This window comes from Streptomyces yunnanensis, assembly GCF_029011865.1.
Classification (GTDB): Bacteria; Actinomycetota; Actinomycetes; order Streptomycetales; family Streptomycetaceae; genus Streptomyces; species Streptomyces yunnanensis.
On sequence record NZ_CP095749.1, the window covers coordinates 7374009 to 7399974 of the forward strand.

At 71.0% G+C, this 25966-nt stretch carries 25 protein-coding genes; 18 read left to right on the plus strand and 7 right to left on the minus strand.

Annotated features, from left to right (window positions below; genetic code table 11):
- Nucleotides 1-135 precede the first annotated feature (135 nt).
- Nucleotides 136-726, plus strand: coding sequence for a hypothetical protein (locus MOV08_RS32165; RefSeq protein WP_039637868.1), 591 nt, complete (start codon nt 136-138; stop codon nt 724-726).
- Between the two features lie 101 nt (nt 727-827).
- Here MOV08_RS32165 and MOV08_RS32170 read toward each other — a convergent pair whose 3' ends face one another.
- Nucleotides 828-1121: a ferredoxin gene (locus MOV08_RS32170; RefSeq protein ID WP_039637869.1), complete on the minus strand. Its 294-nt coding sequence runs from the start codon at nt 1119-1121 to the stop codon at nt 828-830.
- 249 nt (nt 1122-1370) lie between these two features.
- Between MOV08_RS32170 and arc the strand changes: the two genes are divergently transcribed.
- The 5 genes from arc to prcA all read left to right on the plus strand — a co-directional run bounded on the left by arc (nt 1371) and on the right by prcA (nt 7396).
- Nucleotides 1371-3137 (plus strand): proteasome ATPase, encoded by a 1767-nt coding sequence (arc, locus tag MOV08_RS32175; protein ID WP_039637870.1) that lies wholly within the window; start codon nt 1371-1373, stop codon nt 3135-3137.
- A 274-nt stretch (nt 3138-3411) separates the two neighbouring features.
- Nucleotides 3412-4923: a depupylase/deamidase Dop gene (gene dop / locus MOV08_RS32180; protein WP_338057242.1), complete on the plus strand. Its 1512-nt coding sequence runs from the start codon at nt 3412-3414 to the stop codon at nt 4921-4923.
- Nucleotides 4924-5111: 188 nt separating this feature from the next.
- Nucleotides 5112-5330, plus strand: coding sequence for a ubiquitin-like protein Pup (locus tag MOV08_RS32185; RefSeq protein WP_039642048.1), 219 nt, complete (start codon nt 5112-5114; stop codon nt 5328-5330).
- A gap of 274 nt (nt 5331-5604) precedes the next feature.
- Nucleotides 5605-6450 carry a proteasome subunit beta gene (gene prcB, locus MOV08_RS32190; protein ID WP_039637872.1) on the plus strand — a complete coding sequence of 282 codons (846 nt, stop codon included), beginning with the start codon at nt 5605-5607 and terminating at the stop codon, nt 6448-6450.
- Nucleotides 6451-6520: 70 nt separating this feature from the next.
- On the plus strand, nt 6521-7396 hold the full coding sequence (prcA, locus tag MOV08_RS32195) for a proteasome subunit alpha (RefSeq protein ID WP_039637873.1): 876 nt from the start codon (nt 6521-6523) through the stop codon (nt 7394-7396).
- 57 nt (nt 7397-7453) lie between these two features.
- Here prcA and MOV08_RS32200 read toward each other — a convergent pair whose 3' ends face one another.
- Nucleotides 7454-8608, minus strand: a complete 1155-nt coding sequence (locus tag MOV08_RS32200) for a LacI family DNA-binding transcriptional regulator (protein WP_275309823.1) — start codon at nt 8606-8608, stop codon at nt 7454-7456.
- A 124-nt stretch (nt 8609-8732) separates the two neighbouring features.
- On the opposite strand from MOV08_RS32200, the gene MOV08_RS32205 reads away from it, so the two are divergent.
- From MOV08_RS32205 to MOV08_RS32255, 11 genes are all read left to right on the plus strand, one after another.
- Complete coding sequence (locus tag MOV08_RS32205; protein ID WP_275309824.1) at nt 8733-9992, plus strand: MFS transporter; 1260 nt, start codon at nt 8733-8735, stop codon at nt 9990-9992.
- Between the two features lie 9 nt (nt 9993-10001).
- Nucleotides 10002-11363: a Pup--protein ligase gene (gene pafA, locus MOV08_RS32210; protein ID WP_016570833.1), complete on the plus strand. Its 1362-nt coding sequence runs from the start codon at nt 10002-10004 to the stop codon at nt 11361-11363.
- A 154-nt stretch (nt 11364-11517) separates the two neighbouring features.
- Nucleotides 11518-12534: an FKBP-type peptidyl-prolyl cis-trans isomerase gene (locus MOV08_RS32215; protein ID WP_052287003.1), complete on the plus strand. Its 1017-nt coding sequence runs from the start codon at nt 11518-11520 to the stop codon at nt 12532-12534.
- 69 nt (nt 12535-12603) lie between these two features.
- Complete coding sequence (locus MOV08_RS32220; RefSeq protein ID WP_039637875.1) at nt 12604-12978, plus strand: FKBP-type peptidyl-prolyl cis-trans isomerase; 375 nt, start codon at nt 12604-12606, stop codon at nt 12976-12978.
- Between the two features lie 114 nt (nt 12979-13092).
- Entirely contained in the window at nt 13093-14103 is a 1011-nt protein-coding gene (locus MOV08_RS32225) for a helix-turn-helix transcriptional regulator (RefSeq protein ID WP_275309825.1), read from the plus strand.
- Between the two features lie 14 nt (nt 14104-14117).
- Nucleotides 14118-15068, plus strand: coding sequence for a helix-turn-helix transcriptional regulator (locus tag MOV08_RS32230; protein WP_275309826.1), 951 nt, complete (start codon nt 14118-14120; stop codon nt 15066-15068).
- Between the two features lie 57 nt (nt 15069-15125).
- Nucleotides 15126-15386 (plus strand): hypothetical protein, encoded by a 261-nt coding sequence (locus MOV08_RS32235; protein ID WP_052287004.1) that lies wholly within the window; start codon nt 15126-15128, stop codon nt 15384-15386.
- Between the two features lie 59 nt (nt 15387-15445).
- The gene (locus MOV08_RS32240; RefSeq protein WP_039637879.1) at nt 15446-15655 is read left to right on the plus strand and encodes a hypothetical protein; all 210 of its coding nucleotides are present in this window, start codon (nt 15446-15448) and stop codon (nt 15653-15655) included.
- A gap of 208 nt (nt 15656-15863) precedes the next feature.
- The gene (tatA, locus tag MOV08_RS32245; RefSeq protein WP_039637880.1) at nt 15864-16163 is read left to right on the plus strand and encodes a Sec-independent protein translocase subunit TatA; all 300 of its coding nucleotides are present in this window, start codon (nt 15864-15866) and stop codon (nt 16161-16163) included.
- Nucleotides 16164-16226: 63 nt separating this feature from the next.
- A complete protein-coding gene (tatC, locus tag MOV08_RS32250) occupies nt 16227-17183 on the plus strand; it encodes a twin-arginine translocase subunit TatC (RefSeq protein ID WP_039637881.1) in 957 nt (318 codons plus the stop codon).
- Between the two features lie 201 nt (nt 17184-17384).
- Nucleotides 17385-20201, plus strand: coding sequence for a DEAD/DEAH box helicase (locus MOV08_RS32255; protein WP_275309827.1), 2817 nt, complete (start codon nt 17385-17387; stop codon nt 20199-20201).
- A gap of 81 nt (nt 20202-20282) precedes the next feature.
- Here the strand turns inward: MOV08_RS32255 and MOV08_RS32260 are convergent, their stop codons facing one another.
- The 3 genes from MOV08_RS32260 to MOV08_RS32270 all read right to left on the minus strand — a co-directional run bounded on the left by MOV08_RS32260 (nt 20283) and on the right by MOV08_RS32270 (nt 23115).
- Nucleotides 20283-21407, minus strand: a complete 1125-nt coding sequence (locus tag MOV08_RS32260) for an LLM class flavin-dependent oxidoreductase (RefSeq protein ID WP_039637883.1) — start codon at nt 21405-21407, stop codon at nt 20283-20285.
- A gap of 329 nt (nt 21408-21736) precedes the next feature.
- The gene (locus MOV08_RS32265) at nt 21737-22189 is read right to left on the minus strand and encodes an ABA4-like family protein (protein ID WP_275309829.1); all 453 of its coding nucleotides are present in this window, start codon (nt 22187-22189) and stop codon (nt 21737-21739) included.
- Nucleotides 22186-23115 carry a hypothetical protein gene (locus MOV08_RS32270; protein ID WP_420834310.1) on the minus strand — a complete coding sequence of 310 codons (930 nt, stop codon included), beginning with the start codon at nt 23113-23115 and terminating at the stop codon, nt 22186-22188. Before MOV08_RS32270 ends, MOV08_RS32265 begins: the two co-directional genes overlap by 4 nt.
- A 223-nt stretch (nt 23116-23338) precedes the next feature.
- Here MOV08_RS32270 and MOV08_RS32275 point away from each other — a divergent pair, with 223 nt between their 5' ends.
- Nucleotides 23339-24055, plus strand: a complete 717-nt coding sequence (locus tag MOV08_RS32275; protein WP_275309832.1) for a MerR family transcriptional regulator — start codon at nt 23339-23341, stop codon at nt 24053-24055.
- A gap of 7 nt (nt 24056-24062) precedes the next feature.
- On the opposite strand, the gene MOV08_RS32280 is transcribed toward MOV08_RS32275, so the two are convergent.
- Entirely contained in the window at nt 24063-24914 is an 852-nt protein-coding gene (locus MOV08_RS32280) for a siderophore-interacting protein (protein ID WP_275309833.1), read from the minus strand.
- Between the two features lie 78 nt (nt 24915-24992).
- The gene (locus MOV08_RS32285; protein WP_275311962.1) at nt 24993-25907 is read right to left on the minus strand and encodes a 5'-3' exonuclease; all 915 of its coding nucleotides are present in this window, start codon (nt 25905-25907) and stop codon (nt 24993-24995) included.
- Nucleotides 25908-25966 lie beyond the last annotated feature (59 nt).

Sequence of the window (25966 nt, forward strand, 5' to 3'; positions counted from 1 at the left end):
GCGCCGCTTCGTTCCCCTCACGAACCGGTGCGGAAATCGTGGAAAACTCCGCCCCCGCCGGTTCCTTGCCGCCGCCCGCTGTGGAACGATGCTGGGCACTCCCACCGCCACAGCACCTCACAGGAGTTACCCCGCGTGCAGCCCTTGGCAGGCCAGGACCTGTTGCACACCCAGCCCCACCCCATGCACTGGCTCGCCACCGCCACCGCCATCTCGGCCGTGATCGCGGTCTCGTCCCTCGTCCAACCCCCCAGTGCCACCGCCACCGCCGCCAGTGCGTCGTCCGTCAAGGACGCCCCGGTCGCCGCGGCGGCCCCCGACCCGGGGCGGGTGGCCTTCCCCGTCAACTGCGGACCCAACCGCCTCGACGTGGTCCGCAAGGTCTCCGGGGACCTCGACGGCGCGGGCGGCATCCAGACCGTCGCCGTGGTCCGCTGCCACAGCGGGGCCGGCACCCCGCCCAGCGGCGTCTACGTCCTCGCCCAGCCCTCCGACCCCAAGGCCGCTCCGCGCATCGTGGCGACGCTCCTGGCGCCCGCCCAGCGGCTCTCCGTCCAGGACATCGACCTGGAGGGCCGCGTCGTCTCCGCGACCGTCCAGGGCTATTCGTCACCCGACGTGCCGCGCTACATGCCGGACGTGCACAAGACCGTCAAGTGGCAATGGCAAGGCGGGAAGTTCGTCCAGAGCGAACTCCCCGCCGATACGGCAACCGAGGGTGCCTGATTCCTCACACGGTGTGCGGGCGTCCCGTGTTCCGCTACGCCGTGCCTACGTCGTCTCTACGCCGCGTCCGCGCCGCGTCTACTCCGCGTCGGCGCGGCCGGTCACTCCGCGTCCGGCCCGTAGACCTCGACGAGATCCGCGACCCGGCGCACGTGGATGCAGTCGCCGGGGCACTCCTTGGCCGAGTCCCGCACGTCGTTGAGCAGCGGCAACGGCACGCGCGTTGTGGCGCCCTTCTCCTGCAGGAGCTCGTCGTCGGGGCTCTTGACATACGCCAGGCCGTCGATGTCCAGCTCGAAGACCTCCGGCGCGTACTGCGCGCAGATCCCGTCCCCGGTGCACAGGTCCTGGTCGATCCAGACTTCCAGCTCCGGTGCTTCGTCCTGCGCGGTCATCTCGCCTGCCGTTCTTGCGTACGTGAACCGTTTTTGCCTAAGTGGCGCCAGCCCTGACGGGTGTTGACCGACTCGACGATACAACCGCTCGCTTTCCGATGTTGTTGGGTGGGTATTCCCCTGGCGTGAGGACGTGCGCAAGGGTGAAGATCGGACACACCCCGACAGTCTTTTCGATCTAGGGGTTTCAACCTGCACCGGCCCAGGTAGGGTCTGGAAGCGTCCAGCTCCTTGGAGGAGGTGAGGACCGTGGCAGCCCACGACGACGACATCAACCGCGGCATCCGGCCGGGGCGCGGGTCTGAAGATCCAGCCGGTCAGGTTGCCTATCTTGAGCAGGAGATCGCCGTCCTGCGACGCAAGCTCGCCGACTCTCCGCGGCACACGAGGATTCTCGAAGAGCGGATCGTCGAGCTGCAGACCAACCTGGCCGGCGTTTCCGCCCAGAATGAACGCCTCGCCAATACGCTCCGCGAGGCCCGCGACCAGATCGTCGCCCTCAAGGAAGAGGTCGACCGGCTCGCGCAGCCGCCGGCGGGTTTCGGTGTCTTCCTGCAGGCGAACGAGGACGGCACCGTCGACATCTTCACCGGGGGCCGCAAGCTCCGGGTGAACGTCAGCCCCAGCGTCGAGGCCGAGGACCTCCGGCGCGGCCAAGAGGTGATGCTCAACGAAGCACTCAACGTGGTCGAGGCCATGGAGTTCGAGAGTGCCGGCGACATCGTCACCCTCAAGGAAGTCCTGGAGGACGGCGAGCGCGCGCTGGTCATCGGGCACACCGACGAGGAGCGGGTGGTGCGGCTCGCCGAGCCGCTGCTGGACATCACCATCCGCCCCGGCGACGCCCTGCTGCTCGACTCCCGCTCCGGCTACGTCTACGAGGTCATCCCCAAGAGCGAGGTCGAGGAACTGGTCCTCGAAGAGGTCCCGGACATCGACTACACCAAGATCGGCGGTCTGAGCGGTCAGATCGAGCTGATCCGGGACGCGGTCGAGCTCCCCTACCTCTACCCGGACCTCTTCAAGGAGCACGAACTCCGCCCGCCCAAGGGCGTCTTGCTCTACGGCCCGCCCGGCTGTGGCAAGACCCTCATCGCCAAGGCAGTCGCCAACTCCCTTGCCAAGAAGGTCGCCGAGGTGACCGGGCAGCCCGCCGGGAAGAGCTTCTTCCTGAACATCAAGGGCCCCGAGCTGCTCAACAAGTACGTCGGCGAAACCGAGCGGCACATCCGCCTGGTCTTCCAACGGGCCAGGGAGAAGGCCAGCGAGGGCACGCCCGTCATCGTCTTCTTCGACGAGATGGACTCCCTCTTCCGGACCCGTGGCTCCGGAGTCAGCTCGGACGTGGAGAACACCATCGTCCCGCAGCTGCTCTCCGAGATCGACGGCGTCGAGGGCCTGGAGAACGTGATCGTGATCGGCGCCTCGAACCGCGAGGACATGATCGACCCCGCGATCCTGCGCCCCGGTCGCCTCGACGTGAAGATCAAGATCGAGCGTCCGGACGCGGAGGCCGCCAAGGACATCTTCTCGAAGTACCTCACGGAAAATCTCCCGCTGCATGCCGACGATCTCGCCGAGCACGGAAATTCCCGCAAGGCGGCGGTCAGCGGAATGATCCAGTCGGTCGTCGAGCAGATGTACGCGGAATCCGAGGAAAACCGTTTCCTGGAGGTCACCTATGCCAATGGTGACAAGGAAGTCCTCTACTTCAAGGACTTCAACTCCGGCGCGATGATCGAAAACATCGTGGGTCGTGCCAAGAAGATGGCCATCAAGGCTTTCCTGGAGCACAACCAGAAAGGTCTGCGGGTCTCCCACCTCCTCCAGGCATGCGTGGACGAGTTCAAGGAGAACGAGGACCTGCCCAACACCACCAACCCGGACGACTGGGCCCGGATCTCCGGAAAGAAGGGTGAGCGGATCGTCTACATCCGCACCCTGGTCACCGGAAAGCAAGGCGCGGACACCGGTCGCTCCATCGACACGGTGGCGAATACCGGCCAATACCTGTAACACCGCTCGCCGGCTGCGGATGTCCTGCACGGGGCGTCCGCAGCCGGACGCATTTCCGGGGGCGGCGGATCGCCCCGGCGAGCCGGCGACGGATCAGGGAAAACCGGACTGGAGCAATGACTGTAATGATCTCCCCAGCGCCGCAAAGGCGTTCTAGGCTCTTCGGTACCGCTGCGTCTCGCTGTGCGGGCGCGGGGAACGGACACGGACCGGAAGCGCAGCGGTTTTCGAGCGCCTGCCCCATCCGGGGGCGCCGCCGGGCAAGGAGGGCCGCATGACCGTACGGCGAGTAATGGGCATCGAGACGGAGTACGGGATCTCCGTCCCCGGCCACCCGAACGCCAATGCCATGCTCACCTCGTCCCAGGTCGTCAACGCCTACGCGGCGGCGATGCACCGGGCACGACGTGCCCGCTGGGACTTCGAGGAGGAGAACCCGCTGCGGGACGCCCGCGGCTTCGACCTCGCCCGCGAGGCCGCCGACTCCAGCCAGCTGACGGACGAGGACATCGGCCTGGCCAATGTCATCCTCACCAACGGGGCCAGGCTCTACGTCGACCACGCACACCCCGAGTACAGCGCGCCCGAGGTCACCAACCCGCGGGACGCGGTCCTGTGGGACAAGGCCGGCGAGCGGATCATGGCCGAGGCCGCCGAGCGTGCCGCCCAGGTCCCCGGTGCCCAGCCCATCCACCTCTACAAGAACAACACCGACAACAAGGGCGCCTCCTACGGGACGCACGAGAACTACCTGATGAAACGGGAGACCCCGTTCTCGGACATCGTGCGCCACCTGACGCCGTTCTTCGTCTCCCGGCAGGTGGTCACCGGCGCCGGACGCGTCGGCATCGGCCAGGACGGCCACGAGCACGGCTTCCAGCTCAGCCAGCGCGCCGACTACTTCGAGGTGGAGGTGGGCCTGGAGACGACCCTCAAGCGGCCCATCATCAACACCCGCGACGAGCCGCACGCGGACGCCGAGAAGTACCGCCGGCTGCACGTGATCATCGGCGACGCCAACCTCTCCGAGATCTCGACGTACCTGAAGTTGGGCACCACCGCGCTGGTGCTGTCCATGATCGAGGACGGCTTCATCGCCGTCGATCTCGCCGTCGACCAGCCGGTACGCACCCTCCACCACGTCTCGCACGACCCGTCGCTGCGCCATCTGATCACCCTCCGCAGCGGGCGCACGCTGACCGCGGTGCAGCTCCAGATGGAGTACTTCGAGCTGGCCCGCAAGTACGTCGAGGACCGCTACGGCGCGGACGCCGACGAGCAGACCCGGGACGTGCTCTCCCGTTGGGAGGACGTGCTGGGACGGCTGGAGAACGACCCGATGAGCCTGTCGGGCGAGCTGGACTGGGTCGCCAAGCGGGAGCTGATGGAGGGCTACCGCCGCCGTGACGGCCTGGACTGGGACGCCGCGCGGCTGCACCTCATCGACCTCCAGTACGCCGACGTGCGCCCCGAGAAGGGCCTGTACAACCGTCTGGTGGCCCGCGGCAGGATGAAGCGGCTGCTGGACGAGCCGGCGGTCGAGCAGGCCGAGCTGAAGCCCCCGGAGGACACCAGGGCCTACTTCCGCGGCCGCTGCCTGGAGCAGTACGCGGACGACGTGGCCGCAGCCTCCTGGGATTCGGTCATCTTCGACCTGCCCGGCCGTGACTCTCTGCAACGGGTGCCCACGCTGGAGCCGCTGCGCGGGACCCGTAAGCATGTGAAGGAGCTGCTGGACCGCTGCCGGACGGCAGAAGAGCTGGTCAGGACGTTGTCCGGGCGCTGAAGCGGGGCAGGTTCATGGCAAATGCACCATGATCCACGGCCGATCCACGGCTGAAACGACCGCGGTGCGGGAATCATCGAGGTGACTCCCGGGCGTTGCAGCAAGTGCAGGGCCGATGTCGGACCCTGCTTGTAGGGTCGGATCTTGAAGGTCACATCGAGCGGGGCAAACCGAGCGGGGTGAGGGATATGGCGACCAAGGACAGCGGCGGCGGACAGCAGCGGGCCACCCGGTCCACCGAAGAGGTCGAGGAGCAGACGCAGGACGCGCAGGCGTCGGGGGACCTCAAGGAACGCCAGGAGAAATTGTCCGACGACGTGGATTCCGTCCTGGACGAGATTGACGACGTCCTCGAAGAAAACGCTGAGGATTTCGTGCGGTCATTTGTCCAAAAAGGCGGACAGTAGCCGCAAAACGGGCGCATATATCTGACGCCCGCCGGTCGGTGTGCCGTGCGCGGTGGGAAGAGAAATTCCCGCGCACGGTGCCCGGCCGGCGCGCACGGCTTCGGGCGGTGCCGCCCGGTCCGTTCGATATCGGGATCCCACGATGTGGATCACGGCTCCGGGGCGGGTAGGGTCCGAGGCGTACTCTGCTTCAGCTGCAACGCAACCTTGGGTCAATTCAAGGAGTCGGCCGGACGTACCTCGGGCGGGCGGCCGAGTATCCGGAAGGAAACGTGTGGAAGCCAACACTCCAAGCACCGGGCGTCTGCCGGCTGCCTTCCTGACGCCTGGATCCTCGTCCTTCGTGGACTTCCTCGGGCAGCACGCGCCCCAACTACTGCCGGGCAACCGCCCGCTGCCGTCGGTGCAGGGGGTCATCGAGGCCCCGCACGGCACGACCATCGTGGCGGCCTCGTTCCCCGGCGGTGTGGTGCTCGCCGGCGACCGCCGGGCGACGATGGGCAACGTCATCGCACAGCGCGACATCGAGAAGGTCTTCCCGGCCGACGAGTACTCGGCGGTCGGCATCGCGGGCACGGCAGGTCTCGCGGTGGAGATGGTCAAGCTGTTCCAGCTGGAACTGGAGCACTTCGAGAAGGTCGAGGGGGCCCAACTCTCCCTGGAGGGCAAGGCGAACCGGCTCTCGACGATGATCCGCAGCAACCTCGGGATGGCCATGCAGGGCCTCGCCGTGGTGCCGCTGTTCGCCGGCTACGACCTCGACCGCGAGAAGGGCCGGATCTTCTCCTACGACGTCACCGGCGGGCGCTCGGAGGAGCACGGTTTCGCGGCGACCGGCTCCGGCTCGGTCTTCGCGCGCAGCGCGCTCAAGAAGCTCTTCCGGGAGGACTTCACGGAGCATCAGGCCGCCACCGCCGTCGTGCAGGCGCTCTACGACGCCGCCGACGACGACTCGGCGACCGGTGGGCCGGACATGGCGCGGCGGATCTACCCCATCGTCACGGTGATCACCGAAGAGGGCTTCAAGAAGCTGACCGAGGCCGAGGTCTCGGAGATCGCCCGTGCCGTTCACGAGCGCCGCCTCGAACAGCCCGACGGCCCGCGCGCCGCGCTGCTCTGACGGGACGGACGGTTCCGCGGTGCGCCCCCAGACAGCGAGAGAGCTTTTGACAGGAAGGGACGGATAGCCGGTGTCGACGCCGTTCTATGTCTCACCCCAGCAGGCCATGGCCGACCGCGCCGAGTACGCCCGCAAGGGCATCGCGCGCGGCCGCAGCGTGGTGGTGCTGCAGTACACCGACGGCGTGCTCTTCGTCGCCGAGAATCCCTCCCGCGCCCTCCACAAGGTCAGCGAGATCTACGACCGGATCGCCTTCGCGGCGGTCGGCAAGTACAACGAGTTCGAGAACCTGCGGATCGGCGGCGTCCGCTACGCCGACCTGCGTGGTTACACCTACGACCGGGAGGACGTGACCGCCCGCGGGCTGGCCAACGTCTATGCCCAGACGCTCGGCACGATCTTCTCCAGCGCGGCCGAGAAGCCCTACGAGGTCGAGCTGATCGTCGCCGAGGTCGGCAACGCCCCCGAGGACGACCAGATCTACCGGCTGCCGCACGACGGCTCGATCGTGGACGAGCACGGCTCGGTCGCGGTGGGCGGCAACGCCGACCAGATCAGCAGCTACCTCGACCAGCGCCACCGGGACGGCATGACCCTGGCGGAGGCGCTCCGGCTGGCGGTGGACTCGCTCTCCCGGGACACCAACGGCGGCGAGCGCACGCTGACCGCCGAGCACCTCGAAGTGGCGGTACTGGACCGCACCCGCCCGCAGAAGCGGAAGTTCAAGCGGATCCTGGGGCGGCAGCTGTCCCGGCTGCTGGACGAGCACGCCGCCGGGGAGCAGGAGAAGGACCGGCCCGGGGAGGGCGCGGGAGAGTCCTCGGACACCGGCTCCACCGGAGGGAACGGCAAGGGCGCCGGCAAGGGCGGCGCCGCGGGGAAGAACGGCTCCGGCGCGTCCGCGGCGGACGCCGACGAGCCGGAGTCCGGCGCCGCGGACGACTGAGGACCGCGGCACACCGCTTCCGGGCCGGCCGCCCGGACCACGCGCCCCGGTGGGTCATCACCCGCCGGGGCGCGCGGTGTTGTGCGGGGCGCCCGGCGGCGGCGCCGTGGAGCCGCGCGGGACGAGGGCGACGGGAAGGGTGGCGGTGTCGGTCGGGGCGCCGTCCAGGACGGCCATCAGGGCCCGCATCCCGGCCTCGCCGAACTCCTCGGCGGGCAGCCGCACGGTCGTCAGCTCCGGCTCCACGGCGACCGCGAGGGCCAGGTCGTCGAAGCCGGTGACCGAGACGTCCTCGGGGACCCGCAGGCCGAGGCGGCGCACCGCCTTGCAGGCGCCGGCGGCGATGATGTCGTCGTCGCACAGCAGCGCGGTGGGGCGGGGCCCGGGGGCGGTCAGCGCGGTGTGTGCGGCCCGCAGGCCGGCGTCCACGCCCAGCGCGGTGGGCACCCGGTGCACGACCGCGTCCGGGGTGCCGGCCAGGGCGTCGGTGAGGGTCCGGGTGCGGACGGCGAAGGTCCAGGAGTCCACGTCGGCCGCGAGGTGGGCGATCCGGCGGTGTCCGAGGCCGGTGAGGTGGGCGGCCAACTGCCGTACGCCGTCGGCGATGTCGAGGTTCACGGTGGCCGAGGCGGTGGCGTCGCCCGGGTCGCTGTCGAGCATGACCAGCGGCAGTCCGGCGCCGCGCAGCGCGGCCAGGGCGTCGGCCGCCATCGACGAGGCGATCACGCCGTCCAGGGCGGCCGAGGCGGAGGCGAAGGGGTCGGGAACCAAAGGGGCTCGAACGGGCCTTCCGCTGTGGGCGGTGGAGGGCGACGGGCGGGCCGGGCCGATGCCCTCGGGCGAGGGGTAGAGGACCACGCCGAAGTCGTGGTCGGCGGCGATCCGGGCGGCTCCCGTATAGACCCGCGCGAAGAACTCCGTGGTGAGCGCGGGGACGACGAGCAGCGCGGTGCGGGTGCGGCCGGTACGCAGGCTGCGGGCGGCGAGGTTGGGGCGGTAGCCCAGTTCGCGGGCGGCGGCCCGGACCGCCTCGGCCTTGCCGGGGGAGACCCGGCCGCGCCATTTGTCGCCGAGGACCAGGGAGACCGCGGCCTGCGAGACGCCGGCGGCGCGGGCGACGTCGCGGCTGGTGACCCGGGCGGCGGCCCGGCCGGGGGTGCCTGCCCGCGCGAGCTCGGGGACGGCGGGCACGGCGCCCTCGTGGCTGCTCACCGGGTGCGTCACTCCTTGGGTCCGGCACTGCGGGGTGGACCCGCGGGTTGCCGCCATGGTACGTATGACGCCGTAAGTTATACGTAACACTTCCCGGTGTCGGACCGGGCGGAGAGGGGCAGGCGTGGCCGCGGGATATGCGGATTTGCTCAGGACCCGGTATGCCGCCCGGCTGCTGGCCGGGACCCTGATCGGCCGGTTGCCGAACGCCACCGCGGCGCTGGCGCTGGTGCTCTTCGTCCGGGGGCAGGGCGGCAGTTACGCCCTGGCCGGCGCGCTGTCCGCGATCTACGGCGTCTGCAACGCCGTCGGCCAGCCACTGCTCGGCCGCGCCGTGGACCTCTGCGGCCAGCCCCGGGTGATGCTGCCCGCCTCGGTGCTCTCCGCGCTCGGCATGGCGCTGCTCGCCGCCGTCGGGGTGGAGCCGCGCTGGGCCGCCTACGGGGCGGTGGCGATCGCCGGGTTCTTCACCCCGCCGCTGGAGGGCGGGCTGCGGGCGCTGTGGCCCGGCGTGCTCCAGCGGGCGGACCGGGTGCACGCCGCGTACGCGCTCGACGCGGTGGCCCAGGAAGTCATGTTCACGGTCGGGCCGTTGCTGGTCACGCTCTGCGTGGCGGCCTGGTCGGCGGGGGCTGCGCTGCTGGTGATCAACGCGATCGGGGTGCTCGGCGCGCTCTCCGTCGCGGTCTCCGCGCCGTCGCGGCAGTGGCGCAGCGCGCCCCGGGACGCGCACTGGCTCGGCGCCCTGCGCTCGCCCGGGATGCTGGTGCTGATCGGTGCGTTCTTCTTCGTCGGGCTGGCGCTGGGGTCGATCGCGGTGGCGGCGGTCGCCTACTCCGACCGGCACGGCGGCGGGATGGTCTCCAGCTGTCTGCTCTCCGCGCTCGGCCTGGGCGCGCTGCTCGGCGGCCTGGTCTACGGCGCCCGGCAGTGGCCGGGGCGCCCGGAGGCGCGGCTGCGGCTGCTCGTGGCGCTGCTGGCGCTGGGCTATCTCCCGCTGTTCCTGGTGCCCGGGGTGGCCGGGATGACGGCGCTGACCGGTCTCGCCGGGGTGTTCCTGGCGCCCTCCCTGGCCTGCGCGTTCGTGGTGGTGGACCGGCATGCGCCCAAGGGGACGGTGACGGAGGCGTTCTCCTGGTTGGTGACGACGTTCGGGGTCGGCTCGGCGGTGGGCGCCTCGGTGGCCGGCCCGGTGCTGGAGGACGGCGGACCGGCCTCGGGGTTCGCGGTCGCCGGCGCCTCCGGAGTCGCCGCGCTGCTGGTGCTTTTGTCGATGAAGCGATTCCTCGGGGAACCGGTGGTGCCCGCCGCCGGTGCGGTCCGGGCGGAAAATGATCGAAACGGGGCTGTCGAACCCGGTTTCAGAGCAGGCCATCAGGCGTAATGTTCAGTCATGGACCGCCGCATTTTCGGGCTGGAGAACGAGTACGGCGTCACGTGCACGTTCAGGGGACAGCGCCGACTGTCGCCTGACGAAGTGGCGCGGTACCTCTTCCGCCGTGTCGTGTCATGGGGCCGCAGCAGCAATGTCTTCCTGCGGAACGGCGCCCGCCTGTACTTGGACGTGGGTTCACACCCGGAATACGCAACTCCCGAGTGCGACAACGTGACCGAGCTGGTCACCCACGACAAGGCCGGCGAACGCATTCTCGAAGGTCTGCTCGTCGACGCCGAACGCCGCCTGCACGAGGAGGGAATCGCGGGCGACGTCTATCTCTTCAAGAACAACACCGATTCGGCGGGAAACTCCTACGGCTGCCACGAGAACTATCTCGTGGCCCGGCACGGCGAGTTCTCCCGGCTCGCGGACATCCTCATTCCGTTCCTCGTCACCCGGCAGCTGCTGTGCGGCGCCGGCAAGGTGCTGCAGACGCCGCGTGGCGCGGTCTACTGCGTCAGTCAGCGCGCCGAGCACATCTGGGAGGGCGTCTCCTCGGCGACCACCCGCTCCCGGCCGATCATCAACACCCGGGACGAACCGCACGCGGACGCCGAGCGCTACCGCCGTCTGCACGTCATCGTCGGTGACTCCAACATGTCCGAGACCACGATGATGCTCAAGGTCGGGGCCACCGACCTCGTGCTGCGGATGATCGAGGCGGGCACCGTCATGCGCGATCTGACGCTGGAGAACCCGATCCGGGCGATCCGCGAGGTCAGTCACGACACCACCGGCCAGCGCAAGGTGCGGTTGGCCAGCGGACGTGAGGCGTCCGCGCTCGAAGTGCAACAGGAGTACTACGAAAAGGCCGTGGATTTCTGCGACCGCCGCGGAATCCGCACGGGCACCGTCGAGCGCGTCCTGGAGTTGTGGGGCCGCACGCTGGAAGCCGTTCGCGACCAGGAGCTCGACCGTATTGCGACCGAGATCGACTGGGTGATGAAACATCAGCTCATCGAGCGGTATCGCGCGAAGCACAACATCAGCATGTCCCATCCACGCGTGGCCCAGATAGACCTCGCGTATCACGACATCCACCGCCGCCGGGGCCTTTACTACCTCCTGGAGCGGAAGGGACAAGCGGCACGGATCTGCAACGACTTGAAGATCTTCGAGGGCAAGTCGGTTCCGCCGCAGACCACGCGCGCGCGGTTGCGCGGCGACTTCATTCGCCGGGCCCAGGAACAGCGTCGTGATTTCACGGTCGACTGGGTGCATCTGAAGCTCAATGACCAGGCGCAGCGCACGGTCCTGTGCAAGGACCCGTTCCGTTCCGTGGACGACCGGGTGGAGAAGCTGATCGCCGGAATGTGAGTGTCCGGAATGCGCAGCGGTGCGCCGGGAGCGTGAATGCTCCCGGCGCATCGCCGTGTCGCGCCGGGCTGCTGTGTTTACCGGAAGCGGCCACAGCGACAGGTCGTAGAGTGGCGGGCATTGCCCATCTACCCCACGAGCCCGAGTTGGACAGATGCTGAATTCTCCCGGGGGGCGCTTCCCCCGCCCCTTCGCCACGCACACCCGTCGCGCCGTCGCTGCCGCGCTGGCGGTGCCCGTTCTGCTCCTCACCGCCGCCTGCGGGTCCGACGACGGCAAGACCTCCGACGAGGCGGTGGTCAAGGTGACGGGCAAGCCCGGTGCGAAGCCGACGATCTCCGTGCCCAAGGACGCCAAGCCGGCCGACAAGGCCGTCACCAAGACCCTGGTCGAGGGCAAGGGCGCGGTGGTCAACAAGGGCGATCTGGTTCGGCTGGACTTCTCCGCGCAGACCATGAAGGGCCAGAACCTCGGCAGCAGCTGGACGCCGCAGCCGGGCACCAAGCCGGGTGCGGCGCGCACCCAGGTCGTCACCGAGGTCACCGACCAGATGACGCAGCAGATGCTGCCGCCGAAGGTGTTGACCGCCGCGGCCGGGCAGAAGGTCGGCGGCCGGTTCGAGGTCGAGGGCACCGCCAAGGCGCTGATCGGCGAGGGCCTCAACCCGCAGTCGGGGATCAAGCCGGAGGACGGCCTGGTCTGGGTCGTCGACGTGGTCGGCGCGAAGAAGGTGGACAAGAAGGCGAAGGCCGAGGGCACCCAGGCGGCGCCGGAGGACGGGATGCCGGAGGTCAAGGCCGAGGACGACAAGGCGGCGACGATCACCATCCCCAAGGGGGAGAAGGCGCCCACCGACCTCAAGCAGCAGGTGCTGATCCAGGGCAAGGGCCCGGAGGTCAAGGCCGGTGACGGCCTGATCGCCCAGTACACCGGCGTGAAGTGGGAGGACGGGAAGAAGTTCGACTCGTCGTGGGACCACGGTGGCGCGACCGCCTTCCAGATCGGCACCGGGCAGGTCGTCCAGGGCTGGGACCAGGCGCTGGTCGGCAAGCACGTCGGGGACCGGGTGGAGATCGTGATCCCGCCGAAGCTGGGCTACGGCGCCAGCCCGCAGCACGAGCTGGCGAAGAACACCCTGGTCTTCGTGGTCGACATCGTCGGCACGGTCTGACCCGGGTGACCTGCGCGATCTGCCAGACTGACCCGGTAATCGCAAAGATTCGCAAGTAGGAGCACATACGTGAACATCGACAAGCCCGAGATCGACTTCCCCGAGGGCCCGGTTCCCACTGACCTGGAGATCGTGGACCTGTGGGAGGGCGACGGGCCGGTCGCCAAGGCCGGGGACATGGTCTCCGTGCACTACGTCGGCGTCTCCTTCAGCACCGGCGAGGAGTTCGACGCGAGCTGGAACCGCGGCAAGCCGCTCCAGTTCCAGCTGGGCGCCGGCCAGGTCATCGCGGGCTGGGACCAGGGTGTGCAGGGCATGAAGGTGGGCGGCCGGCGCCGGCTGACCATCCCGCCGCACCTCGCCTACGGCGAGCGCGGCGCCGGCGGTGGCCGGATCGCGCCCAACGAGTCGCTGATCTTCGTCTGCGACCTGGTCGCCGTCTGAGACGCCCGTAGGACGCAGTGAGGGTCCGCGCCGACCGGCGCGGGCCCTCCGCTTTTGCGGTACGCACCCAGGGCGGTACGGTCACCCGTTGGGAGCCAACGAGAAAGGGCGTCGATGGCGATTGCCAAGGCCGAGCGGCTGATGAATCTGGCGCTGTGCCTGCTGGGGACGCGACGCCCGCTGACCAAGCACGAGCTGCGGTCGTCGATCGAGGCCTACGTCGAAGCCTTCGGGCCGGGCGCGGGGACGGGCTTCGGGACGGGGAGCACCGCCGGCGACGACTCCTTCAACCGGATGTTCGAGCGGGACAAGGACGACCTGCGCGAGCTGGGCCTGGTCATCGAGACCGTGGACGGCATCGACGGCGAGGTCGGCTACCTCGCCCGCCGCGACAGCAACCGGCTGCCCCCGATCACGCTGGACGCCGAGGAGTCCGCGGCCCTCGGGCTGGCCGCCAAGGTCTGGCAGCAGGCCCGGCTGGCCGGCGCGGCCAGCGGCGCCCTGCAGAAGCTGCGGGCGGCCGGGATGCCGCTGGCCGGGGAGCGCGACGAGGTGGAGGCCGGGGCGCCGCACAGCGCGCTGGAGCCCCGCATCCCCACCCACGAGGCGGCCTTCGAACCGCTGATGCTGGCCTGCCGGGACCGCCGCCCGGTCATCTTCGACTACCGCAAGTCCAACGCCGCCCACCCCGAGCAGCGGCACATCGAGCCCTGGATCCTGGAGTGCTGGCGCGGCCACTGGTACGTCGCCGGTTGGGACCGGGACCGCGGCGCCGAGCGGGTCTTCCGGCTCTCCCGGATCACCGGCAAGGTCCGTTCCCGGCAAGGGAAGTTCACCGCGCCGGTGCCCGACCACGTCACCGTCCGCGAGACCGTCGAGCGCTGGGCGGGGGAGACCGCCACCGGCACCGCGCGGATCAAGCTCCGCACCGGGCACGGCTATCCGCTGCGCGCCCGGGCGCTGGCCGTCCGCGCGCTGGACGGCGACTGGGACGAGCTGGAGATCCCCTACGGGCACGGACTCGACGCCTGGCTGGTGGAGTTCGGGCCCGATGTGGTCGTACTGGAACCGGCGGAGCTGCGGGCCGAGGTCATCGACCGGCTGCGCGCGGTGGCCAAGGGCTGAGTGGGGGACGGAACATGGCTACGAACGCGATCGACCAGACCCGCCGGATGCTGTCGCTGGTGACCTATCTGCGCGAGCGCCCCGGCGCCCGCGTCGAGGACGTCGCCCGGGCCTTCGGCATCACCGAGGACGAGCTGATCGCCGACCTCGACGTGCTGCCGATGTGCGGGACGAGCTTCCGCGGCGGCGATCTGATGGACATCGACACCGACGGCGACCGGATCTGGTGGCACAACCCCGACGACGTCGCCGAGCCGCTGCGGCTGGCCGCCGACGAGGCCACCGCGCTGCTGGTGGCGGCCCGTGCGGTGGCCACCCTCCCGGGGCTGCGCGAGGGCGACCGGCAGGCGCTGCTGCGGGCCACCGCCAAGCTGGAGGCGGCGGCCGGCGAGGCGGCCGGGGCCAGCTCCCGGCTGTCGGTGACCTTCGAGTCCGAGGGCGGGGTCTTCGCCGACGTGGACCGCGCCATCGCCGAGCGGCGCCGACTGTGGCTGCGCTACTACTCCCCGGCCCGCGACGAGCTGACCGAGCGCGAGGTGGACCCGATCCGGCTCTTCGCCGTCGGCCACACCTACATGGAGGCGTGGTGCCGGCTCTCCGAGGCCCGGCGCACCTTCCGCCTCGACCGGGTCGCCGAGATCAAACTGCTGGACGCGCCCGCCGACCCGCCGCCGGTCGAGCTGCGCGACCTCTCGGAGGGGCTGGTCCAGCCCGCGGCCGAGGATCCCGAGGTCGCCGTCGAGGTCGGGCCCGGCGGCCGATGGGTCGCCGAGTACTACCCGCACGACAGTGCCGAGGAACTCCCCGACGGGGGCCTGCGGATCACCCTGCGCACGCCCGACCCGGCGTCGCTGCGCCGGCTGGCGTTGCGGCTGGGCGGGGACGGCCGGATCGTGTCGCCGCCGGCGCTGGCGGCCAGCGCCCGGCAGGCCGCCCGGCAGGCGCTCACGGCGTACGGCGAGTGAGACCGGCCCGCCCTGGTGGCGGGCCGGCGCACCGATGACCGTAGGAGGCAGCGAAGGATGACGACCACGATGGCGACGACCACCCTGGCGGACATGGCCGCTCCGGTGCTCTTCAAGGCGGCCTGCCCGGAGTGCCGGGGGCGCTTCGAGCTGGCCTCGGACGCCTTCCGGCTGGCCATCGGCGCCAGCCGCCGCACCACCTTCTACTCCTTCACCTGCCCCGACTGCGGCCGGGCGGTGCGCCGGCCGGCCGGGGAGCGGATCGTCGAGCTGCTGACCGGCGGCGGGGTGCGCACGCTGCGGCTGCACACCGGCTGATCGGTGCCGCGCGCCGCCCGCCGGGCCTTTCGGGCCGGGGCGGCCGATAGGCTCGCCCCATGCTCTGGCCCATGATCGCTGTCGCCCTCGGATTCCTGGGGATCGCCGTCCTCGGAGTCCTCGCCCTCCGCGTCTTCGCGGAGGTGCGGCGGCTGGCCAGGGAGGTCGGCACGGCGACCGAGCGGATCCAGCGGGCCGCACAGGACCTGGAACGGGCCGCGGTGCCGCTCGCCTCCCGGATGCACGACGTGGGACGCGACCGTAGCTGACGGCGGCAGCACCCTGCTGACCCGGACGTCCGGAAGGTAGGCTGCTCAGCGGTTCAGACACCACGGTGGCGCGGTCAATCCACAGGATGCACGGGGATTGCCGGACGTTCACCGCCGAACGTTACGATCGAGGCACCACCAGGACGCCAGTCCGACTCCATCGGCAGGCACCACAGGAGACGCCGCCCCGGCGAGAAGGTAGTCGCACATGCTAGCCAACCTGAGGCTCCCCGAGATTCTGCTGATCATCGCCGTGATCTTTCTGCTGTTCGGCGCGAAGAAGCTTCCGGACATGGCGCGTTCGCTCGGCAAGTCGGCCCGCATCCTCAAGAGCGAGGCCAAGGCGATGAAGAAGGAGAGCGAGGCGGAGCGGACGGCTGACGCCGGCACCGCGTCGCAGGCTCCGGCGGACGCCGCCCAGCAGGCGCCTCGTACGATTCAGGCTGCGCCCGGTGACGTGGCCAGCTCGCGCCCCGTGGCAGAGCCGAACCGCACCAACCAGAGCTGACCCAGCCGATCCCGGCCGTGCCGACGCCGTCGGTGCGGCTGACGTACGAGACGAGGAAGTGGGTTGCTCAAGTCTGCCCGCAATCAGCAGAAGGACCCCGAGGGGCGGATGCCCCTCGCGGCGCATCTGCGTGAGCTGCGCAACCGGCTGCTGAAATCGGTGCTCGCGATCCTCGTGGTCACCGTCGTCGCCATGTGGCAGTACGACCCCATCGCCCATTTCATCACCGGGCCGACCATCGCGGCCGTGGGCTGCCCCAAGGGTGGTGCTTCCGCCGGCGGGCAGCCCCATCCGTGCGCGGAGATCGTCGCGAACGGCTTCATCGCGCCGTTCACGATCATGCTCAAGCTGTCGCTGACCGTGGGCCTGGTCGCGGCCAGCCCGCTCTGGCTTTACCAGCTGTGGGCCTTCCTCGCTCCCGGCCTGCACAAGCACGAGAAGAAGTACGCGCTGAGCTTCGTGGCCGCCGGTGCGCCGCTCTTCCTGGGTGGCGCCTACCTCGCCTACGCGGTGCTGCCGACCACCGCGGGCGCGCTGGTCGGCCTGACCCCGAGCGACTGGTCCAACCTCTTCCCGGCCGACGACTTCTTCGACATCGTCACGCGGATGGTCCTGGTCTTCGGACTGTCCTTCGAGCTGCCGCTGCTGCTGGTGCTGCTGAATTTCGGTGGTGTGCTCACCGGTAAGCGGGTGCTGAGCTGGTGGCGGTTCATGGTGCTCGGCATCACGATCTTCGCGGCGGTCGCCACGCCGACCGGTGACCCGCTGACGATGTCGCTGCTGGCCGCGCCGATCGTGCTGCTGTACTTCGGCGCCGTGGGCATCTGCCTGTTCAACGACCGCCGCCGGCGGCTGGCCAACCCCGACCGGGAGCTGGACGACGACGAGGCGTCCGAGCTCGACCTGACGCCCACCGACATCGAGGCGATCGAGCCGGTCGCGCCGACCCGGATGCTGCCGGAGCAGGCCGACGGGGACGGTGCCCAGGACGGGCGCCGCGGTTACGACGACGTCACGTGAGGTGATGGGTAGTCGCGGGGTCACGTGAAGTGACCTTCCGCGGAACGGATTTCGCGGCCCCCGCGCTCTTCGAGCCGGGGGCCGCTGCTGTGGGGGCGGTGGTCGGGTGACGTGACGGGTGGGCAGGTACGGGTGGGCAGGTAAAGGGCCGCCATAAAGATCCGGTCGATGTCAGAGGTGGCCGGTAGTCTCGTAAGCACGATGACCGAGGACATGTCCCCTGCTGAGCGCTATGCCGCCGCCAAAATCCGCGCGGCCGAGCAGGCCACCGCACTCGCGCCGTTCCGGGAGCTGTACGACTTCGAGCTGGACCCGTACCAGGTCGAGGCGTGCCAGGCCCTGGAGGCCGGAAAGGGTGTGCTGGTCGCCGCTCCCACCGGATCCGGCAAGACGATCGTCGGCGAGTTCGCCGTCCACCTGGCCCTGACACAGGGCCGAAAATGTTTCTACACCACGCCGATCAAGGCGTTGTCCAACCAGAAGTTCCAGGACCTGGTCAAGCGCTACGGTCCCGAGAAGGTCGGTCTGCTGACCGGCGACAACAGCGTCAACGGCGACGCCCCGGTGGTCGTGATGACCACCGAGGTGCTGCGCAACATGCTCTACGCCGGCTCGCAGTCGCTGACCGGCCTGGGCCATGTCGTCATGGACGAGGTGCACTACCTCTCCGACCGCTTCCGCGGCGCCGTCTGGGAAGAGGTGATCATCCACCTCCCGGAGTCGGTGACGCTGGTCTCGCTGTCGGCGACGGTCTCCAACGCCGAGGAGTTCGGCGACTGGTTGGACACCGTCCGCGGCGACACTTCAGTGATCGTCTCCGAGCACCGCCCGGTCCCGCTGTGGCAGCACGTCCTCGCCGGCCGCCGGGTCTACGACCTCTTCGAGGAGCGGAACGGTGCCGCCGGCAGCCGCCGCGAGGTCAACCCCGACCTGGAGCGGCTGGCCCGGATGGAGGGCAGCCGGCCGACGTTCGGCCGGGACAAGCGGCGCGGCCGCACGATGCGCGAGGCCGACCGGGAGCGGGAGCGGCGGCAGCGCGCCCGGATCTGGACGCCGAGCCGGCCCGAGGTGATCGACCGGCTGGACAACGAGGGCCTGCTGCCGGCGATCACCTTCATCTTCAGCCGCGCCGGCTGCGAGGCGGCCGTCCAACAGTGCCTGCACTCCGGCCTGCGGCTCAACGACACGGAGGCCCGGGAGAAGGTCCGCCGGATAGTCGAGGCCCGGACGGCCGGCATTCCGGACGACGACCTGCACGTGCTCGGCTACTTCGAGTGGCTGGAGGGCCTGGAGCGGGGCATCGCGGCGCACCACGCCGGGATGCTGCCCACCTTCAAGGAGGTCGTCGAGGAGCTGTTCGTCAAGGGCCTGGTCAAGGCCGTCTTCGCGACCGAGACGCTGGCGCTGGGCATCAACATGCCCGCGCGGTCGGTGGTGTTGGAGAAGCTCGTCAAGTGGAACGGCGAACAGCACGCCGACATCACCCCCGGCGAGTACACCCAGCTGACCGGCCGGGCCGGGCGGCGCGGGATCGACGTCGAGGGCCATGCGGTGGTGCTGTGGCAGCGCGGGATGAACCCGGCCGCGCTGGCCGGTCTCGCCGGGACCCGGACGTACCCGCTGCGCTCCTCCTTCAAGCCGTCGTACAACATGGCGGTCAATCTCGTCTCGCAGTTCGGGCGGCATCGTTCGCGGGAGCTGCTGGAGATGTCGTTCGCGCAGTTCCAGGCCGACAGGTCGGTGGTCGGCATCACCCGCCAGGTGCAGCGGAACGAGGAGGGCCTGGGCGGATACCGCGAGGCGATGATCTGCCACCTCGGCGACTTCGAGGAGTACTCGCGGCTGCGGCGGGAGTTGAAGGACCGCGAGACCGAACTCGCCAAGCAGGGCGCGGTCCAGCGGCGGGCGGCCGCCGCGGCGGCGCTGGAGAAGCTCCGGCCGGGCGATGTCATCCACGTGCCGACGGGCAAGTACGCCGGACTGGCGCTGGTGCTGGATCCCGGTATGCCCTCCGGGCGGACCAACGGCCACCGCGGTCTGGACGCCCACGACGGCCCGCGGCCACTGGTGCTCACCGCCGAGCGGCAGGTCAAGCGGCTCGCTTCGATCGACTTCCCGGTGCCGGTGACGGCCCTGGACCGGATGCGGATCCCGCGCACCTTCAACGCCCGCAGCCCGCAGTCGCGCCGCGATCTGGCGTCCGCGCTGCGCACCAAGGCCGGCCATCTGGTGCCCTCGCGGCACCGCAAGCCGCGTGCGGAGGCGGCCGACGACCGCGAGGTCGCCCGGCTGCGCAAGGATATCCGCGCGCACCCCTGCCACGGCTGCGACGAGCGGGAGGACCACGCCCGCTGGGCGGAGCGCTACCACCGGCTGCTGCGGGACACCCGCCAGCTGGAGCGCCGGATCGAGGGCCGGACGAACACCATCGCCCGCACTTTCGACCGGATCTGCGCGCTGCTGACCGAGCTGGACTACCTGGAAGGCGACACCGTCACCGACGAGGGCCGCCGACTGGGCCGCCTCTACGGCGAGTTGGACCTGCTGGCCAGCGAGTGTCTGCGGGAGGGCGTCTGGGAGGACCTCGGCCCCGCGGAGCTGGCGGCCTGTGCCTCGGCGCTGGTCTACGAGGCGCGGCAGGCGGACGACGCGGTGGCGCCCAAGCTCCCGGCCGGCAAGGCGCGGGACGCGCTGGCGGAGATGGTGCACATCTGGGGCCGGCTGGACGCCCTGGAGGAGGACCACAAGATCAGCCAGGCGGAGGGGGTCGGCCAGCGGGAGCCCGATCTGGGCTTCGCCTGGGCGGCGTACCGCTGGGCCTCCGGCTTCGGCCTCGACGAGGTGCTGAGCGAGGCGGACATGCCGGCCGGCGACTTCGTCCGCTGGTGCAAGCAACTGGTGGACGTCCTCGGGCAGATCGCGGCGGCGGCGCCGACCGAGGGCACGGTGGCGCGGTCCGCGCGCAAGGCGATGGACGGGGTGCTGCGCGGAGTCGTGGCGTACTCGTCGGTCGGCTGAGCGGCTGAGCGGCCGCCGGACCGCGGCGTCGGAGCGGGATGTTCCGACGCCGCGGCCCGGCGGGCGCCGTGGCGGCAGCGGTCAGGACGCCGTGCGCTCCGCCGCCCGTTCGGCGCCGCGCCGGGCGTCGCGCTTGGCGACCTCCTCGCGGACGATCGGGATGACGTGCCGTCCGAAGTCGACGGCGTCGTCGAGCAGGTCGTAGCCGCGCGCGGAGAGGATGGTCACGCCCAGGTCGTAGTAGTCCAGCAGGGCCTGGGCGACGGTCTCCGGCGTGCCGACCAGGGCGGTGGAGTTGCCGGCGCCGCCGGTCTCCGCGGCGGTCGGCGTCCACAGCGCCCGGTCGTGCCGCTCGCCCTGCGCGGCCACCGCCAACAGCCGCTGCGAGCCAGCGTTCTGAGGACTCGTCAGCGGATGGCGGCGGCTGAGTGCGCCGCCCGCCTTGCGGGCCTTGATCCGGGCCAGGGTGTGGTGTGCCTTCTCCCAGGCCAGCTCCTCGGTGGGCGCGATGATCGGCCGGAATGCGACCTGGATCCTGGGCACGTCGGTGCGGCCGGCCGCGGCGGCGGCCGCCTTGACCGAGGCGATCTGCTCGGCGGTCTGCGCCAGCGGCTCGCCCCACAGGCAGTAGATGTCCGCCTCGGCGCCCCCCGCCGCGTAGGCCGCCGGAGACGAGCCGCCGAACGACACCCGCGGATGCGGCTGCTGTACGGGGAAGGTGTCGGAGACGAAGTCCTGGAAGCGGTAGTGCGCGCCCTCGTGGTCGAAGGGCTCCCGGCTCGTCCAGACCTTCTTGACGATCCGGATGTACTCGCGGGTGCGGGCGTAGCGCTCGTCCTTGGTGAGGGTGTCGCCCTCGCGGCGCTGCTCGTGGTCGTTGCCGCCGGTGATGAAGTGCACCGCGAGCCGGCCGTCGCTGATCCGGTCCAGCGTGGCGAAGGTCTTGGCGGCGAACGTCGGGTAGGAGACGTTGGGTCGGTGCGCCACCAGGAGCTGGAGCCGCTCGGTGTGGGCCGCGACGTAGGCGGCGGCCGGGGAGGGGTCGGGGGAGCCGGAGCCGTAGGCGAACAGGACCCGGTCCCAGCCGTACTCCTCGTGGGCGCGGGCGAGTTCGAGGGTGTAGTCCTTGTTGAAGGAGGCGCCGGAGCGCGGGGTGACTTCGGAGCCGTCGTGGGTGGCGGCTATGCCGAGGAACTCGACAGGCATGGGTGCGGCCTCGTCTTCTCGTCGATCATGCGTGGGCGGGCATGCGAGGGCATGCGCGGTGCGCGGGAATACCGGCAGGGCGACATGCGGGTGTGCGGGGCGGTGCGCCCGGCGCGACACCGTGACGTCAGAGGCAACAGGAGGCGGACCACACGCGACCGAAGTCGATGTGGTCCCGGGTGACCAGCCGTTGCTGAGGTCGCATGGGGCCAGTGGAACAGGCAGGTCCATGCGCCGTCAACCATTGCTGGGGAAAGCATGTGCCGTCGGAAGTCGGGCGCTTCTGCGGGCTCGGCCGCTTGCCCGTCCCAACGTGCCCGACGGAGGCGTTAGTTCGGCGCCAGTGGTCGCCGCTGCCGGCCTCGTAGCCGGAGCGTGCCGCGCAGGCACAGGAAGAGCAGGACACCGAAGGGGGAGAGCAGGATGGTCAGGGCCAGGAGCGGACCCATCACCAAGGGGTGGATGCCCAGGGTGCGCGCCTCGCGGTACATCCACTGGCCGAGGAAGAGGTCCCAGGCGATCAGCTGCGCCCAGATCGCCCCGGCGCCGCCGCCGAGGGCCAGCAGCTGCTGGAAGCCGGCCAGGTCAGGGCGGCTCACCGCGGCCCACAGCTGCGGGAAGACCGGTATGGCCAGGGCGAGGTAGACGCCGATGACCGGCACCATCGGCAGCGGTGAGGCGGCGATCCGGTCGGTCCAGCGGCGGCCGGGTGCGAGGATCAGCAGGGCCCAGAACGGGGCCGCGAGGGCGAACGCGAGGCTGAAGAGGGTGCGGTCGGTCATCGGGTCAACTCCGTTGGGCGGGAGGTCTGTTCGGTGCCGGTGGTGGCATCGGCGGCGGGGGAGGGGCGGAGCGCCGCGCAGCCGCCGGCCGTGGTGGCGACGGCGAGGGCGGTCAGCGCGCTGAGGGTGACCGCGTCGGGGTGGATCAGGGCCTGGCCGCGCAGTGCCTGCCAGGTCACCAGCGCGAGCAGCCCGGTGAGGAAACCGGCCGCGGTGAGCACCAGCCGCAGCCGGACCCGCTCGCCCCGCAGTCGGGCGCTGCGGCGGGCCAGCGCCTCCATCGCGTAGAGGAAGAGCGGCAGGGCCTGGAGGGCGTGCATGCCGACGAAGTGCGGGATGCGCAGATCGCCGCCGGTGGTGTTCCAGCCGGTCAGCGGCATGGCCGGGCCGCCGTCGGGGACGCCGACGCTGTGCGCGCCGATGAGGGTGGGCGCGAGGCCCGCGGCCTGCTGGGCCCGCTGCTCGGGGGTGGGCATCACCATCAGCCCGCCGAGCAGCAGTCCGGCCAGGGCGATCAGTGCGCCGAGCCGGATCGCCCAGGTCGTGGCGCGGTCGCCCAGCCGGGCCCGGAACAGCAGCACCGCCAGGACCAGGGTGGCGGTCCACAGGGCGACGATGGTGCCGCCCATGACCAGGAACAGGCCCCGGTCCAGCGGGGTTTCGACGTTGAAGTGGCTGCGCCGGCCGCGCAGCGTCTGGCCGACGATGATCGCCATCTCGATCAGGCCGGCGACCACGACGGTGTGCGCGGCCCAGGTGCCGGCCCGGCCCGGGGCGGGGTGGCGGGACAGCATCCAGGCCAGCGTCAGCCCGTAGGCGGCGAACGACACCGCGAACTTCAGCGGTTTGAACCAGATCGGCGCGCCGACCAGCACCCGGTCGTCGACGATCATCCCGACCGCCGCGATCACGGCCAGTGCGGCCATCGCCCATGAGAAGCCGAGCAGCGAACGGTATCTGGACATGCGCACGGAACCCCCTGGAAGAGTAGTGGATAGTTGCACTACGGATAGTGGCGCTCTCCACTATCTGATAGCGCGACTATCTATGATGGGAGGCCGGTTGGCAAGACTGGGTGGTGGTGGGGCACCCGGACATTCCGGAACACGCGGATCCCGGGACCGGGGTCCGGGACGGAGAGGGCATCGGATGCGCATCGGTGAGTTGGGTCGCGAGACGGGCGTGGCGGTCCCGACGATCAAGTTCTACGTCCGCGAGGGGCTGCTGCCCGCGGGCCGGCTCACCAGCCCCAACCAGGCCAGCTACGACGAGAGTCACGTCCGCCGGCTGCGGCTGATCCGCGGGCTGATCGACGTCGGTGGTCTCTCGGTCGCGGCGGTGCGCGAGGTGCTGGCCGCCGTGGACGCACCAGGTGGGGCGGTGCACAAGGTGCTCGGGGCGGCGCACGACGCGATCACCCCGGTGCCGCCTGGCCGCCCGGAAGGGCTGCCGCAGGCCCGCCGGACGGTCGCGGAGCTGATCCGTCGGCGCGGCTGGCTGGCCGAGGAGGACCACCCGGCCGCCGAGGCCATGGCGGTCGCGCTGGCCGCCTTCCAGGACCTCGGGCAGGGCGCGTTCGTGGAGGTGCTCGACGACTACGCCGAGGCCTGCGAGCGGATCGCCGACGCCGACCTGGCGTACGTGGGGCGCCACGCGGACGTGGAGGAACTGGTGGAGAGCGTGGTGGTGGGAACCGTCCTCGGGGACGCGGTGCTCACCGCGCTGCGGCGGCTGGCGCACGTCGACCGCTCGGCGCGGCGGTACGAGGGGTACGGGGAGGGCCGGCCGGTGGCGGGGGGCGGCGCGGACGAGGGTGTGGAGAAGGGCGGCGCCGACCCGTCCCGGGTCGTGCCGCCCTCGGAGTGATGGAGCGTCAGGCCGCCGCCGCGGGCTCCTGCTCCGCCTCCACCTGGTCGTTCCAGGCGCGCTTGCCGGCCTGCCAGCCGTCCTCGTCGTGGCCGGTGCGCCAGTAGCCGGAGATCGACAGCGCCTCGCGGGGGACGGCGTGCTCGACGCGGAGCAGCTTGCGCAGCTCCTTCACGCAGCCCGCCTCGCCGTGCACGAACGCCTGGACCCGGCCCTGGGGGAACTCCAACGCCCGTACGGCGGCGACCAGTTCGCGGCCGACCGGGGCGGCGCCGCGGAACAGCCAGCTGACCGTCACGCCGGGCGGCGCGGTCAGCTCCTGCCGCTCCTCGGGGTCGGCGACCTCGACGAAGGCGTGCCCCACCGCGTCCGCCGGCATCCCGGCCAGTGCCGCGGCGATGGCCGGCAGGGCGCTCTCGTCGCCGGCCAGCAGATGCCAGTCGGCGGCGGCGTCCGGGGCGTAGGCGCCGCCGGGGCCGAGGAAGGTGATCTCGTCGCCCGGCCGCGCGGCCAGCGCCCACGGCCCGGCCAGCCCCGTGTCGCCGTGGACGACGAAGTCCACGGTCAGCTCGCGCGCCGCCGGGTCCCAGGCGCGCACGGTGTAGGTGCGCGTCCGGGGCCACTGGTCGCGCGGCAGCTCGGCCCGGATGCGGCCCATGTCGAAGGGCTCGGGGTAGCTGACGTGCGGCAGCGGGAAGACCAGCTTGACGTAGTGGTCGGTGTAGGTGCCCGCGTCGAACGCGGCCAGTCCCTCGCCGCCCAGGACGACCCGCATCATGTGCGGGGTGAGCCGCTCGGTGCGCCGCACCCGGGCGCGGTGCAGTGTGGGCGTGCTGCGGGCCGGTCGCTCTGCTGCCACGGTGGTCTCCCCTGACGCGGTCGAGGGCGGGCGCGCTTGCGGGCGGCACCGCCGGTTAGGTTTACCTAACCTAACAGGTCACCGTCGCAGTGTGACCAACAACCGCTGCAATGCGCCACCCAGGCCCCACTGTGCGGCCAGCGCCTCCAGCCGCTCCGGGTCGGCCGGCTCGTCCGGCAGCGCGTGGTCGACGTCCGGCACCGGGACGTCGGTCGCCACCCGGACCACCTTCGGGGCCACCGCCAGATAGGGGCGCGCCTCGGTGAGCCGCTTGCGCTGCGCCGGGGTGATCTTGGAGGACGGGTCCTCGGCGGCGGCGAGGATCCCGGCCAGGTCGCCGTAGGCGTCCAGCAGCTTGGCGGCGGTCTTCTCGCCGACGCCCGGGACGCCCGGCAGGCCGTCGCTGGGGTCGCCGCGCAGCAGCGCCAGGTCCGCGTAGCCGGGGCCGTCCACGCCGTACTTCTCGTGCAGCAGCGCCCCGTCGGTGAGTTGGAGGGTGCCGACGCCCTTGAGGGGGTACAGGACGCGGATGCCGCGGGCGTCATCGACGAGCTGGAAGAGGTCGCGGTCGCCGGTGACGATGTCGACCGGGCCCTTCGCCCGCGCGGTCAGGGTGCCGATGACGTCGTCGGCCTCGTAGCCCGCGGCGCCGATCCGGGCGATGCCCAGCGCGTCGAGCACCTCCTCGATCACCGGGACCTGCGGGGAGAGGGTGTCCGGGATCTCTTCCGCGTCGGGCGCGGCCGAGCCCGCGGGGGCCTCCTCGGCGACCCGGTGCGCCTTGTAGGAGGGGATCAGATCGACCCGCCACTGGGGGCGCCAGTCGAAGTCCATGCAGGCGACCAGGTCGTCGGGGTGGTGGTCCTGGACGAGCCGGGCGATGAAGTCCAGCAGTCCGCGCACCGCGTTCACCGGGGTGCCGTCCGGGGCCTTGACCGATTCCGGTACCCCGAAATAGGCGCGGAAGTACAGGGAGGCGGTGTCGAGGAGCATCAGGCGTCGAGTCACACCCCGCATGATGCCGTATGCCCCAAACGCGCCTGTGTTGTGAG

Coding starts and splice junctions, on each gene's coding strand:
- tatA (WP_039637880.1), top strand. CDS start 15,864: ATGCTAGCCAACCTGAGGCTCCCCGAGATTCTGCTGATCATCGCCGTG.
- MOV08_RS32285 (WP_275311962.1), bottom strand. CDS start 25,907: ATGCTCCTCGACACCGCCTCCCTGTACTTCCGCGCCTATTTCGGGGTA.
- MOV08_RS32270 (WP_420834310.1), bottom strand. CDS start 23,115: ATGGCCGCACTGGCCGTGATCGCGGCGGTCGGGATGATCGTCGACGAC.
- pafA (WP_016570833.1), top strand. CDS start 10,002: ATGGACCGCCGCATTTTCGGGCTGGAGAACGAGTACGGCGTCACGTGC.
- MOV08_RS32265 (WP_275309829.1), bottom strand. CDS start 22,189: ATGACCGACCGCACCCTCTTCAGCCTCGCGTTCGCCCTCGCGGCCCCG.
- MOV08_RS32185 (WP_039642048.1), top strand. CDS start 5,112: ATGGCGACCAAGGACAGCGGCGGCGGACAGCAGCGGGCCACCCGGTCC.
- MOV08_RS32225 (WP_275309825.1), top strand. CDS start 13,093: ATGGCGATTGCCAAGGCCGAGCGGCTGATGAATCTGGCGCTGTGCCTG.
- MOV08_RS32255 (WP_275309827.1), top strand. CDS start 17,385: ATGACCGAGGACATGTCCCCTGCTGAGCGCTATGCCGCCGCCAAAATC.
- MOV08_RS32170 (WP_039637869.1), bottom strand. CDS start 1,121: ATGACCGCGCAGGACGAAGCACCGGAGCTGGAAGTCTGGATCGACCAG.
- MOV08_RS32275 (WP_275309832.1), top strand. CDS start 23,339: ATGCGCATCGGTGAGTTGGGTCGCGAGACGGGCGTGGCGGTCCCGACG.
- MOV08_RS32230 (WP_275309826.1), top strand. CDS start 14,118: ATGGCTACGAACGCGATCGACCAGACCCGCCGGATGCTGTCGCTGGTG.
- MOV08_RS32240 (WP_039637879.1), top strand. CDS start 15,446: ATGCTCTGGCCCATGATCGCTGTCGCCCTCGGATTCCTGGGGATCGCC.
- MOV08_RS32215 (WP_052287003.1), top strand. CDS start 11,518: ATGCTGAATTCTCCCGGGGGGCGCTTCCCCCGCCCCTTCGCCACGCAC.
- MOV08_RS32235 (WP_052287004.1), top strand. CDS start 15,126: ATGACGACCACGATGGCGACGACCACCCTGGCGGACATGGCCGCTCCG.
- dop (WP_338057242.1), top strand. CDS start 3,412: ATGACCGTACGGCGAGTAATGGGCATCGAGACGGAGTACGGGATCTCC.
- MOV08_RS32260 (WP_039637883.1), bottom strand. CDS start 21,407: ATGCCTGTCGAGTTCCTCGGCATAGCCGCCACCCACGACGGCTCCGAA.